Source organism: Nitrososphaera sp. AFS (assembly GCF_009898475.1).
Taxonomy (GTDB): domain Archaea; phylum Thermoproteota; class Nitrososphaeria; order Nitrososphaerales; family Nitrososphaeraceae; genus Nitrosopolaris.
This window is the reverse complement of the sequence record NZ_QURE01000002.1, coordinates 39,166-54,421: the sequence shown is the minus strand read 5'-3', so window position 1 is coordinate 54,421 and position 15,256 is coordinate 39,166. Positions and strand designations below refer to the sequence as shown.

The 15,256-nt window shown below is 41.1% G+C and carries 18 protein-coding genes and 2 tRNA genes; 11 read left to right on the top strand and 9 right to left on the bottom strand.

Annotation, left to right across the window (positions count from 1 at the left end):
- From DYY65_RS00490 to DYY65_RS00480, 3 genes are all read right to left on the bottom strand, one after another.
- Window positions 1–660 (bottom strand): hypothetical protein (locus tag DYY65_RS00490; RefSeq protein ID WP_162476037.1); only part of this gene is annotated, 660 nt, incomplete at its 3' end.
- Window positions 661–662: 2 nt separating this feature from the next.
- Window positions 663–953, bottom strand: coding sequence for a heme transporter CcmC (locus DYY65_RS00485; RefSeq protein WP_162476036.1), 291 nt, complete (start codon window positions 951–953; stop codon window positions 663–665).
- 655 nt (window positions 954–1,608) lie between these two features.
- Entirely contained in the window at window positions 1,609–2,214 is a 606-nt protein-coding gene (locus DYY65_RS00480; protein ID WP_162476035.1) for a histidine phosphatase family protein, read from the bottom strand.
- 147 nt (window positions 2,215–2,361) lie between these two features.
- Between DYY65_RS00480 and npdG the strand changes: the two genes are divergently transcribed.
- The 3 genes from npdG (at window position 2,362) to pspAA (ending at window position 4,264) form a co-directional block, all read left to right on the top strand.
- Window positions 2,362–3,036 carry an NADPH-dependent F420 reductase gene (npdG, locus tag DYY65_RS00475; RefSeq protein ID WP_162476034.1) on the top strand — a complete coding sequence of 225 codons (675 nt, stop codon included), beginning with the start codon at window positions 2,362–2,364 and terminating at the stop codon, window positions 3,034–3,036.
- Between the two features lie 4 nt (window positions 3,037–3,040).
- Window positions 3,041–3,337, top strand: a complete 297-nt coding sequence (locus tag DYY65_RS00470; protein WP_162476033.1) for a hypothetical protein — start codon at window positions 3,041–3,043, stop codon at window positions 3,335–3,337.
- Window positions 3,338–3,682: 345 nt separating this feature from the next.
- Complete coding sequence (gene pspAA / locus DYY65_RS00465; RefSeq protein ID WP_162476032.1) at window positions 3,683–4,264, top strand: PspA-associated protein PspAA; 582 nt, start codon at window positions 3,683–3,685, stop codon at window positions 4,262–4,264.
- Here the strand turns inward: pspAA and pspAB are convergent.
- From pspAB to DYY65_RS00440, 5 genes are all read right to left on the bottom strand, one after another.
- Window positions 4,261–4,839 (bottom strand): PspA-associated protein PspAB, encoded by a 579-nt coding sequence (gene pspAB, locus DYY65_RS00460; RefSeq protein ID WP_162476031.1) that lies wholly within the window; start codon window positions 4,837–4,839, stop codon window positions 4,261–4,263. The two genes, pspAA and pspAB, sit on opposite strands and share 4 nt — an antisense overlap.
- Entirely contained in the window at window positions 4,836–5,750 is a 915-nt protein-coding gene (gene htpX, locus DYY65_RS00455; protein ID WP_236561563.1) for a zinc metalloprotease HtpX, read from the bottom strand. The genes pspAB and htpX overlap by 4 nt, the downstream gene beginning before the upstream one ends.
- 36 nt (window positions 5,751–5,786) lie before the next feature.
- Window positions 5,787–6,974, bottom strand: coding sequence for an aminotransferase class I/II-fold pyridoxal phosphate-dependent enzyme (locus tag DYY65_RS00450; protein WP_162476030.1), 1,188 nt, complete (start codon window positions 6,972–6,974; stop codon window positions 5,787–5,789).
- Window positions 6,975–7,136: 162 nt separating this feature from the next.
- Window positions 7,137–7,211 (bottom strand) — tRNA-Arg (locus DYY65_RS00445).
- 267 nt (window positions 7,212–7,478) lie between these two features.
- Window positions 7,479–7,934, bottom strand: coding sequence for a hypothetical protein (locus tag DYY65_RS00440; RefSeq protein WP_162476029.1), 456 nt, complete (start codon window positions 7,932–7,934; stop codon window positions 7,479–7,481).
- A gap of 217 nt (window positions 7,935–8,151) precedes the next feature.
- Here DYY65_RS00440 and DYY65_RS00435 point away from each other — a divergent pair, with 217 nt between their 5' ends.
- The 8 genes from DYY65_RS00435 (at window position 8,152) to DYY65_RS00400 (ending at window position 14,047) form a co-directional block, all read left to right on the top strand.
- On the top strand, window positions 8,152–9,981 hold the full coding sequence (locus tag DYY65_RS00435; RefSeq protein ID WP_162476028.1) for a DUF790 family protein: 1,830 nt from the start codon (window positions 8,152–8,154) through the stop codon (window positions 9,979–9,981).
- Between the two features lie 113 nt (window positions 9,982–10,094).
- Window positions 10,095–10,168 (top strand) — tRNA-Pro (locus tag DYY65_RS00430).
- 131 nt (window positions 10,169–10,299) lie between these two features.
- On the top strand, window positions 10,300–10,620 hold the full coding sequence (locus tag DYY65_RS00425; protein ID WP_162476027.1) for a DNA-binding protein: 321 nt from the start codon (window positions 10,300–10,302) through the stop codon (window positions 10,618–10,620).
- A gap of 55 nt (window positions 10,621–10,675) precedes the next feature.
- The gene (locus DYY65_RS00420) at window positions 10,676–11,323 is read left to right on the top strand and encodes a hypothetical protein (protein WP_162476026.1); all 648 of its coding nucleotides are present in this window, start codon (window positions 10,676–10,678) and stop codon (window positions 11,321–11,323) included.
- 37 nt (window positions 11,324–11,360) lie between these two features.
- Window positions 11,361–12,278: a branched-chain amino acid transaminase gene (locus tag DYY65_RS00415; RefSeq protein WP_162476025.1), complete on the top strand. Its 918-nt coding sequence runs from the start codon at window positions 11,361–11,363 to the stop codon at window positions 12,276–12,278.
- Window positions 12,272–13,243 carry a Gfo/Idh/MocA family protein gene (locus DYY65_RS00410; RefSeq protein WP_162476024.1) on the top strand — a complete coding sequence of 324 codons (972 nt, stop codon included), beginning with the start codon at window positions 12,272–12,274 and terminating at the stop codon, window positions 13,241–13,243. Before DYY65_RS00415 ends, DYY65_RS00410 begins: the two co-directional genes overlap by 7 nt.
- Window positions 13,240–13,530 carry a Trm112 family protein gene (locus DYY65_RS00405; RefSeq protein ID WP_162476023.1) on the top strand — a complete coding sequence of 97 codons (291 nt, stop codon included), beginning with the start codon at window positions 13,240–13,242 and terminating at the stop codon, window positions 13,528–13,530. The genes DYY65_RS00410 and DYY65_RS00405 overlap by 4 nt, the downstream gene beginning before the upstream one ends.
- 10 nt (window positions 13,531–13,540) lie before the next feature.
- Window positions 13,541–14,047: an acyltransferase gene (locus tag DYY65_RS00400; protein ID WP_162476022.1), complete on the top strand. Its 507-nt coding sequence runs from the start codon at window positions 13,541–13,543 to the stop codon at window positions 14,045–14,047.
- Window positions 14,048–14,083: 36 nt separating this feature from the next.
- Here DYY65_RS00400 and DYY65_RS00395 read toward each other — a convergent pair whose 3' ends face one another.
- Entirely contained in the window at window positions 14,084–15,250 is a 1,167-nt protein-coding gene (locus DYY65_RS00395) for a hypothetical protein (RefSeq protein WP_162476021.1), read from the bottom strand.
- Window positions 15,251–15,256 lie beyond the last annotated feature (6 nt).

Sequence of the window (15,256 nt, the reverse complement as noted above, 5' to 3'; positions counted from 1 at the left end):
GTCTTTGTTGGTGATTTGAATAGAATTACCTTTCTTGACTGAGAGCGTATCAGGTGAATATGCTGGATTGCCTTGAGTAGAGGCACCTTGCAGAATTGTTAACTTGGCTCCTACTGGACCAGAGCTCGAAGATGAAGTGGGGGAGCTACTCGCACTGGTTGCAGCAGGTGTGCTACTCGGAGCGCTTGAACTCACGGCTGAAGCCGTACTTGGAGCACTAGAAGCTGATCCACCGGCCGTTGCAGGTAGCACGAACAGTTGAGCCCGCATGTTGTAGTGCAAGAGTCCGCAATATTCCCTGCATTGTATAAGATACTGGCCCGGCACATCAAACACGTTCCAGACTGTATTGACTCTCCCAGGAACTGCATCGGTCAATACAGCAAAATCGGGAATGTTAAAGGCATGAATGACGTCTTGAGAGACAATTTCGAACCTGTATGGGACTCCCTGTTTTAAATGCAATTGACCTACTTCACGAGTCCCATCTACGTGCTGGAATGTCCAAAACCATTGCTGACCAATTACCTTTATAACTTCGGCATTTGGAGGCACAGCTTCCAACATATGCTCTACATTCCATGAATCAGCCCCTATCCATGCCAATAAAGCAATAACTACGCCCACGTAGATCCACTCATAAATCGCATGAGAAGCCATAACTAGGTACCGCCCTCTGAAGGTCCACGAGTCGGATGAGTTTTCTTATTAGACTCTCTATATCTCCATGAGACATATACTACACTTCCTTGAACAAGAGCCCCAACCACAAAGGCGGCTACCATCCCTCTATAGAAGAGATCCCAAATAGCTACCCTTCTCAGAACGTAGTTTTGAGTAGGAGTAGTTGTTTGACCAAATGCTAGAGACAAAGTCACGCTCAGGATTGAAATAGCTAGAATAGGAAGCAAAATGATAACAACAGTACGCCAAACGTTTGAATTAGGTACCATATCCACACTATCCCTGTTTGTTCATTTAGGTTTCAGTATATAATTTAAGGTTTTTGATATTGGGTATCTATTCTAGCCATAAAACACACTGGATATTGGATCGGATCCATATTGTTATCTAACTTTTGTCATGCCATCGGCATACGGTTCGCATCGGGTTCGTATTAATATATTGAAGGTTAAATTAGCATATTATAAGATTAAATTGTACATCTCTAGAGCATCCTAATTTGGTTTGAGCTTTAGTAGTATTTCTAAAGCGACAGTGTTCTCCATAATCGCTACACATCTTTCACAAGGGTAGAGTACAGCAGCATTACCTAACTTAACTTCAAGAGCCTAGAGGCCCTCAGCATACTAACGAGACATACATATTGACAAAGTCTGGCTAAATTATGATTACGACGTGACATAGGTCGTCCTATAACAGCACCAAGAGCCATATTTGTTTGAAAGCCACATTGTTCGCCCTACGAATATTTCACGATCTGCAAGCAGATCGAATGACAATTCAGAGTTCGAGTATACCTAACTTCTAAGGGATAAAATATTTGCAAGACCTGGTGCTATATAACCATGCTATGTATAGCCAGGTTGGCTATGCAAATCGAGGAGTGGCTAAAAGTGACCATAACTAACTAATCATCTTTATCTTTTATTCAGTCAAGTATCTATGCATACTCATAATGTTAACTCCGGAAAGTGAGAATATCTTGCTTTCATGTTTTAGTATTGTAAGTGCAGCATTCCTTACGTGCCAATGATACAAAGTTTTTGGACTAAGGTCAACCAAGATAGAGATAGCGGCCTTGATTGGATCAAGATGACTTATCAAAAGAACATTTTTATCGTGATCCCTCTCAGCCACCTCATCCATTAAAGCCTTTATTCTCCGCTTTACAGCCGAAAAGCTTTCTACCCCATGCTTTGAGAGAGTTGTCTCAGTTTCTCCATAAAATTTAAGGAATAAATTTCCATACTGATTTATGACGTCGTCGTAGTTCATTCCTACGAGTTTTCCGATCTCGATTTCGTACAACCTTTCGTCTATTACATAAGGAATACCTAATATTTCACTCACAATGTTAGCCGTTTCTACGGTTCGAATAACTGGACTAACATAAATTTTATCAATTGGGATATGTTGTAGGTGCTTTGCCGTATCCTCTACTTGTTGTATTCCGAATGCGGTCAGATGCGATTCTACATGCCGTCCCACTAAGACTCTGTTAACATTATTGTCCGCCTGTCCGTGTCGCATAAAAATTAGCAGCGGCAAGTAAGATGTCAAGAGTCGAGTTGAAATGTAATATTAATTTTCGCTGGCATCAGCTGAGATTTCTGTATTCTGGGAAAGACCAGATAGTCTTAATAACTTTAATAAACAAATCCTTGTGAACCTTCTTCAATGAAAGTAGGACTGATAGGGGGAACTGGAGGCATGGGCGAAGGGTTTGCTTTAAGATGGTCGCCTAAACATGACATTTTAGTTGGGTCTAGAGACGTGCAGAAGGCAAAAGATGCTGCAAACAATTACTTTAGGACTGCTAGAAATTATTACGGAGATAAAATGAGCGGTAACATTATTGGGGATGAGAATTTATCAATAGCAAGAAAGTCTGACGTTCTCTTGCTATCCATCCATTACGAACATATCAAAGATACATGTGAACAGATTTCAAAACATCTAAGGGACGACTGTATAGTGATATCTCCCATTGTTCCTATGAAAAAGACCGAGAGCGGGTTTGTCTACACTCCTATGGAGGACTCGAAAAGATCTGCTGCAGAGGCCGTAGCAGCACATTTAGGAGACAAATTTAAAATCGTAGCGTCGTTTCATACAATTTCCGAAGCCCGCTTGAAAAGCATTCATGAGGGTCTAGATTCAGACACTTTTGTATGCGGAAATGACAAAGATGCGTTAGCAACTGTTAACAATCTTATTTCGGAAATTTCTGGGTTACGCTATATATATCTAGGTCCGCTGTCAATCGCTTATCAGGCAGAAATACTAACTCCTATGTTATTGAATTCGGCGCACAGGAACAAGATTAAGAATCCCGGCATAAGAATAGTCTAAATACATGAGATTTAGAGGAGAGGAACGAAGTAGACGTGGAAAAAATTGGATGTCAGCAATGGGTATCCTTTTTATCGTGATGGCAGTTATCATCGCATTGAGAAACCTATACCTAGTCACAAGCAACCTCTCATTTGGTTTTTACCTTGATAACTATACAAACTCACAAATAACCAACGAGAAGTTTGTGATTGGTATGCTGATTGTAGGGGGATTTTTACTTTATTGGGGTTATTTCAGAAAGAAAGAGGACTATGGTCCGCCTGACGAGCATGAGAGACGTAGGTTCGATTACAGATAACAACTAACCTGCCACCTCAAAAAGAATATGACTAAATGTAGCATACATATACATAGTGTTGCAGCCTACTCGAAATGGAGTATTGTCTGTCCCCAAGAGGATTGTAGCAATCAAGCCTAAGGAGGACATTAGTTCCGTTACGTTTCATAACAAAAATAATAATAATAATAATGGCGTAATAATTGTTGTCTTTTTGTTATCATACTTTATTATAACTACCATCATTTTAGTCTAAATTTTGGAAGAATTGAGTCCGAAATGGACTGAATCCTAGTAAAGTTAATGGCTCAGAAGATGCATAAAGAGATATATGGATATTGTATTAAGGAGTGACAAAAGGCAATCATGAAGGTTGCTAAGCGTAGAACACGGCTTTCAAAATTAGCCTCAAAGATTCAAGACCGTGCAAAAAGAGCAATGGATGGTGGAGCAGTAAATAGGCGCAGCATTAAACGTGCTGGACTCAAAGTTCTCAAAAATAACAAAAAATTTTTGTCCCGAAAAAAAGTCCAACTTAAGCCTCGATTCGCTAGTAGTACACGCACCAAAGTAGGAATTAACATAAAAGGAGTGAGCAGATCATCTGGAAAGAGCCAAATTATTGCGCGACCAGTGAGAAAGACTAGCTTCGAACGCAATAGGATCGTTAGAATTATGGGACATGGTCAATTCACGGTTAGTAGTAGGGTATTAGCTAAACTTAGTAAGGTAGATTGTGATATGGTTAGAATAGTAAGCAATGAGAGACCTAACGATGATGAATTCAGGAAAAGCTTGGCTCAACTAACTGACATAGTAAAGAAATTTGGAAAGCCTCATAATAGCAAGGAAATAGTTAGATCTGATATTATTTTGCCAAGTGTCGATCTTTCTATCGATGAAGCCAAAAGGCTCTTCAAAGGGGAAGGCGTAATACCCGTAACTTAAAGTGGCACGTCCCAAAGTGGGTACCAATTGCTCATGTCCTTCTCGAAACGCAGCTCTTGGTCCACGGCCGATAAGATTTTCATCTCTTGTTCAGTGTCCCGATTCTTTTGGCCCAATGGTACGAAGGGGTAAAAATTATTCCGCTTATAATTATAGATCAAATATTGGGAACCGGGAGTAGCGTCTAATGTGCCACTAATAAATTGAAAGACTGTAGCAAGCAGATTGTCTGCGAACCCACGTTCATAAATAATGTCTCCTACTGCTGTCATACCGGCGAGAATATCCTCCATGTTTTTGCCTTCAATAATTATCCAAAGATATCCATATGTGTCTGTTAGTATGCGATAAGTGAGGTCGAAATCTGTTCTACTGGCGTTCAAAAAATTTCGAATATCCTCCTTCATCGTCAAAAAGTACATACCGTCAACGGCCTTAAGGCTAATTGCTGACCTGCCGGTGCTTTTTAGACCCAGTTTAGTTTCTAGCGTGATATATGCGGAAGATAAAGCAAAAATGGTATCTGAGGCCGACTTTAACAATGGGCTCCTTCTAAACCTATTAAAAAAATTCAACTCATGGAAGCCTCCATCTCCATGAGTTTCTGAACTCTCTTTTCCACTGGGGGATGTGTAGAAAAGAGGTTTCCAATTGTGCTTCCTGATAGCGCAGGCACAATAAAAAACGCATTCAAACCTTCTACTTCTCTTAAATCCTTATTTGGAATGCGCTTCATATTCCCACTGATTTTTAAGAGAGCATTGGCCAACTTTACCGGCCTGCCAGTCATCTGGGCTGAGCCTCGATCCGCAGCAAACTCTCTGTATCTGGATATCGCCCTTATAATCAAAAAGCTGACTATCCAGGTAAGCATAGCTACCAGCAATATGATAAGCATTGCACCGCCACCGTTTCTGTCCCTACCGCTGTATCCATAGCCTCCTCCATAAAGGCCTCCATAAAATCCAAATTGCATAAGATACCAGGCCACCGTTGAAAACAGACTTGCAAGCGTAAGCACAAGTGCATCACGGTTTTTGATATGTGTTAGCTCATGAGCAATAACTCCTTCCAGCTCTTCTTCGTCCAAAATATCTATCAAGCCTCTCGTAACTGCAACCACCGAGCTTTTCTGCCCCCTACCCGTTGCAAAGGCATTTGGCATGGCTGTATTTACAATTGCTATCTTCGGCTTTGGAAGATTATTTCTCGCCACAATTCTTTCGATCATTTCGTGCAAATCCTTCTCTTCTTCCCTTGAAACGATTTTGGCCTTAGCGCTCCACAAAACAATCTTGTCTGAGAAGTACCACTGGGCCAAAATCATAGCCGATGCAATCAGTATGATCGGAATATAACCTATCCCTAAGTAGGATAGTACGCTCAGAAAAACTAAGTACAAGACAGTAAGGATAGCAAAGCTAAAGATCATTCTAACGGTTAGACCTGTGTCCCTCTTCTGCCATGCAGGTTTAAGCGACGACAATTGTGCTATACATTAATACGCTCTAGCCGCTTTTAATTATTTGCATGATTTAGACATAAACGTTTCTAACTTGTTCATGGCCTCTTCGAGGATTGAAATTTGTGGCAGATATACGATTCTAAAATGGCCTGCACCAAACTTCTTTCCAAATCCTGAGCCAGGAACTGTTAAGACCCCAGTAGAATGAAAGTAATTAAGCACAAATTCGTTGTCATCCCTCCACCGGCCGTGTAGGTCAACTTTAGGAAAAACATAGAATGCACCTCTTGGCAAATTACAAAAAACCCCATCTATAGCATTCAATCGCTTCACAACGTAGTCCCTTCGTTTTCGTAGCTTGTGAACCATATCTTGTATATGGTCTTGTGGTCCACGCAATGCTTGTGCAGCGGCTAGTTGAACCGGTAGATTTGAGGAGATACGGACTCGTGCAAGCTTGGCTACATTTTCTCGAAGAGAATCTAGCTTCCTAGATCGGGCATTCAGACAAAGATAACCACAGCGCCAACCCGTCATAAGGTATGCCTTAGAAAAACCATTTAGCAGAATCACTGGTGCGTCCCTGGCCACTCTCCCGATTCCAGTAAATTGCTCGTCAAAGATAATGTTGTCATATATTTCATCACAAATCACGTAAAGGTTATGTTCTGAAGCTAAATCTACAATTTGTTGAAGACCTTTACGGTCAAAAACCTCACCAGTCGGGTTATTTGGACTAATAATGCAAATTGCGCGTGATTTAGAATTGATCTTTGATGCAACATCCTCCACATCAGGACGGCCATCTGGGTATAATTTGAATTCTATGGGTCTACCGCCATAGAACTTGGTATAAGAGGCATATGGCGGATAATGAGGCCCAGGCATGAGTACTTCTGTCCCTGGATCCACAATCGAAGCCAGGATCATGTCTAGACCCTCTGAGACACCATTAGTTACCAACACGTCACCTTCACAAAGACTAAATCCCTTCTGCGATTCTTTTTCTACGATCGCTTCTCTTAATTCTGGAGCTCCTTCCGATTCAGCATAATAATTCTGGTCATTGGTTACTGCAGCTATTAGGGCTTGCTTGATATGAGGAGGTGTATTGAAACCATATCTTACGGGATCTCCAATATTCAGATACGTTATTGGTTTTCCTGTATCCTCATATTTTCGTGCATATGAAATTATATCCCGTATGACATATTCTACCCCAGATGTTCGTTCGGACACTTTCATATGCGAAACAGACAATATTCTATTTTACTCAGATAAATGGTTATGGCTCATTTTGATACAGTCTAGACATTGACTTTGATTGCTACAAGCCTAATTTAGGATAAGATAACTAATTCACTCTCGCGCACAACCATCACGCTCTTGTGCACTCCGAAAGTTAGCCGGGCCCGGAGGGCTTCGATCCCTCGATCTGCGGTTCCGAAGACCGCCGCGATATCCTGACTACGCTACGGGCCCCAGGCAAGGTTTCAGCTTGTTATCCCATATATCAATAGATAAGTCAATAGCAGGTTTACAACACAATAAGTCGGATCGGCCTACGACAAAACCCTAAAACAATTAAGACTATGAATCTGAAAAATGAATGCAGTCTACGCTTTACCTGAAAGGTACCGCCAAACTTAGCATTGTGAAGTTCCTAAAGCAAATTCTGACATTTGAATAGATTCCTAATCGTTGACGATTGCAAGTTCCTTTACTTGTTCGGATGAATGAATGTTGGAACTAGATTTCAAAAACTGTACTTTCAGAATTTGTTTCTGTGGCAGCCTTTTCTGGATTTACCTGATCTACGAGCTTAGCGAGTTCAGCCATTTTCGGATGCGATAGCAATCTATTGATTTCCTCCAGCTCCTTTGAGGATCTCACAACAATGCCTCTTTTTTTAGTGACTGCTCCTGACGCTCCAAGCGGATTTACCTCTATTGCTAGCGCTGCAGATCTTCGCTTAAAAGAGGGCAATTTCAATAAGAAAACTCCTGGTATATTGGTTGCCTTTTTCTCCCAATCTTTAGCGTCCTCCAAAAACTGGACCAGTCTGTTATCGATTGATATTGAACCTGACCTCTCTACCCAGCATGCCAATAAAGTGAAAGCGCTATTTTTAAGTATTGTTATTTGAATTAGGGTCATCTTTTCATGAATCGCTTGGCATTCGCGGGGTTCATTCACAAGTATCAAATCAAGAACCTCAAGTAAGCTGTGTGTGATTTTTGCTTCTATAATGGCAGCATTCAGCTCATAGCTCGTAGGTTTTTTGACGCTACTTCAGTTAACTTACCTGGGCTTTTGGCTCCTGCACATAGTAATGCCGTTATTGGCATGGCCTAGTACAAATACCCATTTCGACAGATACCTATTAACGTCGTTCTGCAGAGTTAGAATAGGCTAAAGCAAAATGATACCCCATCAGTACCTAAGAGTCAAAATTTTTAATAAGGGGAACAATCTGGTCCCTATATTTTGTTCTTCAGATGAAGATCTATCGTTATTCTCCAGTCTCATTAGGGAGTATGAACAGGCAGCACAAAAGCGGGAAAAAAAGGGGTTGCTGATTGATAGGATAAGAATGATTGAAGCTAATTGTGGTGACGCTAGGTTAGTTAGAGGAATTTGTAACCTACTCGACAAAAGGTGTATCTTTGCAAGTAGTCTTGAACAGAATGCAAATAAACTAAACCTAGCGCGGGATATTCCTAACGTTAGCTCCAAATTAATAAGAAAAAAATTATACGAAGAATCAGCCAAGCATCAGTTAGCACTTAGCATCGACAAGAGAGATGAGATTTTACAAACTGTGGCCTCACGCTTGGGGATGGATCGTGATCTATTGGATGAGCTAGTTTGGAATGATCTGGATGAAAATTTAGAGCTGCAGTCATTCTTTCGCCTAGAAGCTACTGACTTAATTGCATGGTATAATCTAGCTGTAGTTCAGACGCTTTTATTTAGTTGTACTAATCTAGAGTTTTCGCTTCGTGGCGGTACGCATTGGAAACGAGTGTTACGTGATGTCAAAAGACAGGGTTTAATGTATAGTATTAGGAGCCAAAAGTCTCAAGGTTATACTAACTCTCAGTACGACAAAATTGTCTGCTCTGTTGAAGGCCCTCTGAGCATTATTAGGATGACAGAGATTTATGGAACAGCTTTAGCGAAATTAGTGCCTAGCATAGTGAAGTCAGACGATTGGTCTATACAAGCATGGATTGTTAGAAAGTCATTGACCCTAGGAAAGAAAATATACGATTTCCGGCTTGATAAAAACGCGGCTCCTTTAATGTCCGTGCCATATTATTGTTCAGCCCTTAACATAGCTGGTCCTGGTTCAGTATTTGACAGCAACTTCGAGCAAAGATTTGCGACTAAATTTGAACAATGTCAATCCGGCTGGACGATGGCCAGGGAACCAGATCCTATCATATTAGAAAGTGGAAAGGTGTTCATCCCAGACTTTCTGTTTGAACGGCACGGTCAACGAGTTTACCTGGAAATAGTTGGCTTTTGGACGATCGACTATCTAAAACGGAAAATAGAGAAGCTAATAAGCATAATCTCTGGCCAAGAAAATGAAAATTGTATCTCCTGCGATATATTTATTGCCATTAATAAAGAATATCTTACAGGCTCAGCGTATAAAGATGCGGAGCCAGAGTTGCGGAGGCTAAGATCATTAATTCGAAACGATCATCTAATCCATTATGAAAGAGGAGAGGTACCATTAAAACAGATTCTATCTTACCTGAAACTTTTAGATAGAGAGTCGTTTGTTAGACTAGCAGACACTTTTTCTAAAGAAATTGTATCGGAGTTTGATCGAATCATTGATACAGAAGATGACAAAGCTGATTTAAGATCGAATGGTGTTATATCGCTCTCGGATTTGGCCGCCCGATATAATGTCCCGATTGAAACCGTGCATCTAGCTCTTCAAAGAAGGAAACCAGGAAATCTAAACAGCACGGACAGTAGCAAAGACGGCTTGCGTAATTATTTGATAGTTGGGCCTTATTTGATACGGAAAGATAAAATCGTGGATTTGCAGGCCTCTTTACTCAAAGTTAACACTTTAAATGAAGCTAATTTGGTCATTGATAAACTCAGGATACCAATATTCTATCATATTGATCTGCTCTCTGAATTAGGATATGATGTGATATGGAGGGGCCTAGATGCAAATAATGCCTCCATAAAACCACACCATGATAAATTAGTCAACTTTCCATAGATGCAATTAGTAATAATTGTTGAATATACTATTGTACAAAAGTACACACAATGAACATTAATAACATCTACGAATATTTTTAATGAAGTCTCAACAATGATTGTTCAAATCGAGGGGTCGTTGTCTAGCTTGGTATGATGCCAGCCTCGGGCGCTGGAGACCGCCGGTTCGAATCCGGCCGGCCCCATGGATAGAGGCCAGAGGCTCTCATCGAAGTCAGCCAAGCCCTAAGTAACAATTTACAAGACTTCAAGCAACTGGTGTTATCGTCCATCGTTATCTTCTTGATTTAAATTATCCCAGACCACTGAAATTGATATGTCGGAAGCACAACCGCAACAAAATCCACAGGCTCACAAAGATGGTCCACGTGACGCAGTGTATATAGGAAAGAAACCTTTAATGGCATATGTCACCTCAACTCTCATCCAACTCGCTAACCAGCCATCAGTAACTATAAAGGCTCGGGGCTTAAGTATTGGCAGGGCAGTAGATGTTTCACAAATCATATTGAAAAGGATGGAAAATGCTGGCTATAGAGTAGGCGATGTGAGGATTGGCTCAGAGACAGTGCAATCAGAAGATGGCAGAACTAGAAATGTCTCGACAATCGAAATAGAAGTAAAACGGGTATCATAAGGTCCTTTCCGACCCTTTTTGTTATCTAAGTGTAGAGTAGAGTTTGGTATAGCCAATGGAGAGAGTGGCTGCCGTCTATCTTGCTCACTTAAATCCTCTAACCATTGCTCATACAAATATTATATCGTCTCTTCTGAACAAAAATTATAATGTTTATATCTACCCTGTCAGATTTTTAAAAAATGATAAAGAGATAAACACTCGTAGCTTCCCTTTTCCTTATGAAATAAGGAAAGCGATGATTGAATCGGCGTTTGGAAGAAACGCATCTATCAACGTTTCCCCAGATTACTCACTAGAATCGCCATTCATTAGATACCTCCCTCCTTTAATTTCCCCTCTTTCATGGTTATTAAGGAATCAAATTCTGAGGAATATCAGAGAGAAAGAATTCGTATCCTACACTGGAGATATTGCAGAAAGAATCACTCTGACGTTTTTTCGGCTCAAACCCCTGAAAGCACGTAGGCAGGCCGGCTCCGCGTCCGATGTAAAAGAGTTGCTGTACAAGCAAGCCATCAATGAATTCGAAGCGTCAAGGAGCGAATTAAAACACATAGAAAACAGTTGGCAGGAGAAGGTACCAAATGGTGTAGTAGATCTCATCGAACGTCATTGGGATATAATAAAAGACTATGCAAAATCTACGGATCACACTCTAAGGGTGCTAGGGATGAAGATTCCGAAAGAAGGATTCATTTGACTTAGATTTTTATAATCGGGGGCCGACTGTGCCATGGATGAGAACAAAAGGCGGCGACTTCATCTGGTTTGATGGGCAATTTGTGAAATGGGAGGAGGCGACTGTGCCTGTTACCACCCACGCTCTGCATTATGGCACATCAGTGTTTGAGGGTATTCGTGCGTATCCATCAAAAAATAATCTCCACATTTTTAGGTTGAGAGAACACATGGAAAGACTTCGTCGATCTGCTTCGATATATTCAATCAGAGTCGATTACACCGCTTCTGAGTTAGAAGACGCAGCAATAGCACTGCTCAAGAAAAATGGAATCAAAGAATCATGCTATATCAGACCCATGGCGTTTGTAGGACAACATGGTATTGACTTAAACGTAACGACTAGATCGCCTACGCATGCAGTGATTCTAGTATTCCCATTTGCCAAATACTTTAGAGAAGAGGGAATTAATGCGTGTATATCTACCTGGAGGAGGATAAATGACTCGTCTACTCCGCCGATGGCGAAAGCGGCCGGAAACTATCTTAACTCAATCCTTGCAACCCAAGAATGCAACAGGAACGGATACCACGAGTCAGTCATGTTGGATTTATATGGCAATGTCAGCGAAGCCCCAGGCGAAAACATATTCGTTGTTAGAGATAATAAAATATACACTCCTCATGTTGGTTGCTCAGCTTTAGATGGAATTACTCGAGATACTGCAATAATTATCGCTAGGAGTTTAGGATATGATGTAATTGAACGTCCCATCTCTAGAACTGAATTATATATGGCAAATGAAATATTTCTCACCGGAACAGCAGCTGAAATCACCGCAATAGTCAATCTTGATGGCCGAGCAGTAGGCAATGGTAAAGAAGGCAATATTACCAATCAAGTTCGAGTGACTTATTCAAAAATTGTAAGTGCAGAGATTACCAAGTACAGTGGCTGGTTAACTCCTGTATGGTAGTAGCTGAAAAAGACCGAAAAATCGCGGTTGTAGGTGTCGGAGGTTGGGGAAAGAATCATGCAAGAGTTCTACACGACATGGGAGCCTTGACGGCCATCTGTGATACAGATGAATCCAAGTCGATAGCACTTGCAAAGCTGTATAATGCAAATCACTATTCCTCTCTTGATAAAATGCTTGAAAGAGAACCTTCGTTAGAGGCAGCAGTCATCTGCACTCCAACTAAAACTCACTTCAACCTAGCAAAAAAAATTATGGAAAAAAAACTTCACGTTTTCGTAGAGAAACCGTTGGCATTCTCATCGAGTGAATGTGAGCATATGATTGAGATTGCCAGGAAAATGAGTGTGATTTTGACTTCTGGTTATATAGAAAGGTTCAATCCGGCAATACAAAACGTCAAGCAGATTATAGATGCCGGTAAATATGGCGACTTGATAATGATGGAATTTCATCGAGAAAATCGAATGCCTTTACATATCCAAGACGTTGGCATAATATATGATACTTCTGTCCACGATATTGATACTGCAATGTACCTTTTTGATAGCACACCTCAAGTCGTTTTTGCGAGATCAGGCACGAAGTTTCACTCATATGAAGATTTTGCGACCATTATGCTCGGCTTCGATGGACAAAGGGTTGCAATAATTGCTTCAAATTGGATCACCCCGAACCGTGTTAGAAAGTTTAGCGCCGTTTGCACAGAGGGCATAATAGAGGGTGATTACATTACGCAAGGTGTAAAGATTGACCACGGAAAGGCAACAATAATACCCCGTCCAGACAAATTTCAAGAACCATTAACCCTCGAAATACAGAGCTTTCTGGATGTAATTTCTGGAAGAACTTTGAAGCTCGTTGTCACTCCAGAGGATGCAACAAATGTTACAAAAGTTGCTGAAGCTGCCCTCCTATCCGCGAGGACAGGTTCGCCAATATACATGGATTTGAAATCCAATTGAAGAAATCCATGATCGATATTTTGGCCTGTCCTGTCGATAAACACTATCCCTTAGAGTTATTTGAACTGGATGTCTTAGCGCAGGACAATCAGATCGACGAAGCAATTATCAATGAAGGACTGCTCTTCTGTAATGAGTGTCTCAGATACTATCCCATAATAGATGAGATCCCAATGATGCTGCCCGATGAATTGCGTGAAAGGCAGACTGATATCAATTTTTTGCAGAAATGGAAAAGTAAGATCCCTGACAAAGTTATAAGGCACGGCAACCCTTGGCACATGTAGATTATTGAGTATGAGCGACAGTCAAAAGCCCATTACTAACTATATTTCTAAAACCGCTAAAATCGGGAAAAATGTCAAGATTTGGCATTTTGCCTATATTGGAGATGATGCCATAATTGGTGATAACGTCATGATTGGATCACTAACTCACATCGATTATAAGGTGACAATCGGTGACCAATGCAGAATTGAAGGATCTGTCTATATTCCTCCCTTAACTACGATTGGGAAAGGTGTTTTTATTGGGCCAGCTGCAACGTTCACAAACGATCCATATCCGATGAGTCCAAAAATGAAAGGGGCTATTGTAGAAGATGGGGCGATTATCGGTAGTAGGGCTGTTGTTAGACCGGGAGTAATTATAGGGAAAGACAGTGTCGTTGCCATGGCGGCGGTGGTCACAAAAGATGTTCCGCCCCGAATGGTCGTAATGGGCCACCCGGCGAGAGTAATTTACACAAGAGAGGAGTATAACAAGAAACAAGCAAAATGGCTATCCTCTAATAATACAGAGTAGCCACATGCTTGATCTCAATTCGGTTAAGACACTAGCCTAACCTATTATCTCGCAGATAGGATTAGCTTTCATAATGATAAAATCCGAGTTCTCCTTACTTCTAGACGTTATTCTCATGTAATCTGTTCTAGAGCAGGCGATTACGATCCTTACTTTTTCGGTGGGGTATAGATCTAACGATGAAGAGGATTGTCTTTCAACGTCCCCAATGTAATCTTTTAATTTGGATTCAAGAGTCGATAAAAGTTCTAACTTGTCACCACGCATCTCATTAGGATCCAAGGTCCACGCAATTGCAACCTTTGTCCTGCTAGCCTTTAAGTCCCGTTTCTTCAAAAGTTCACGAACCCTATCTATTAAGTGCTTAACATAACTTTCCGTTCCTTTAATGCTCCCGTTAACTAGATACATCAATGGCCCAGCCCCCGCCAGAGAAGAGCCTATGACTCTGAGGTCATAAAGGCCATTAGCAATGTTATCGAGGTACAGGTCACTAAATGCTCGACGTATAGGTTCGCTTTTATTATTGGTGTCCCTAAAGTTTTTACAAATTTCCAAAATGCTTGCCATCTGTGCATATTGTCCTAAGATGCGAATGGAATGTAAAAATTCCGCTGATGTGATGTCGATAAAGCTAATTTTAGACTTGAGATCAGGATCGGATAACATTTTAGAGATCTCTAGATCATGCCTAGATTTTGACGATCCGACGATCAATTCTGGAGTCGTGTTTATTTCCTGACTCAATGGTACATAGTAGTAGGAGATATCTTCACCCACACTCATTCCTGTAACATGCTCGATTAGCGCTATGTTTTCACTATTTCCGCCTATGCCTGTTGGAAGAGAGAAAATTATCGACGAACCTTTTTTCATTGGTCTCATGGCATCTTTAAATTTGGATGCGACGTCGGCTTTGACCTCTTGGCCTACCTTTCGAATTTTAGGCGCAAAAAAAATATGGGAAGCCTCCCCTATTGCTACATCAACAGGTTCTAGCGCTAGTAGGGGCTCATCCTCTATTAGAGAGCTAACGTCAGGATATGTTCTGGCGATGTCAGGCTTTAACGATATAGCCATACGAGCTGCCTCATCTATTAATGAAACTTTGAAACCCTTGACTGCCATCATAGAGCCTAAGCGATAGCCCTCAGTACTAAGCCCATACACGACCACCGATACGGTGGTTAGACTTCCAGCCATCTTACC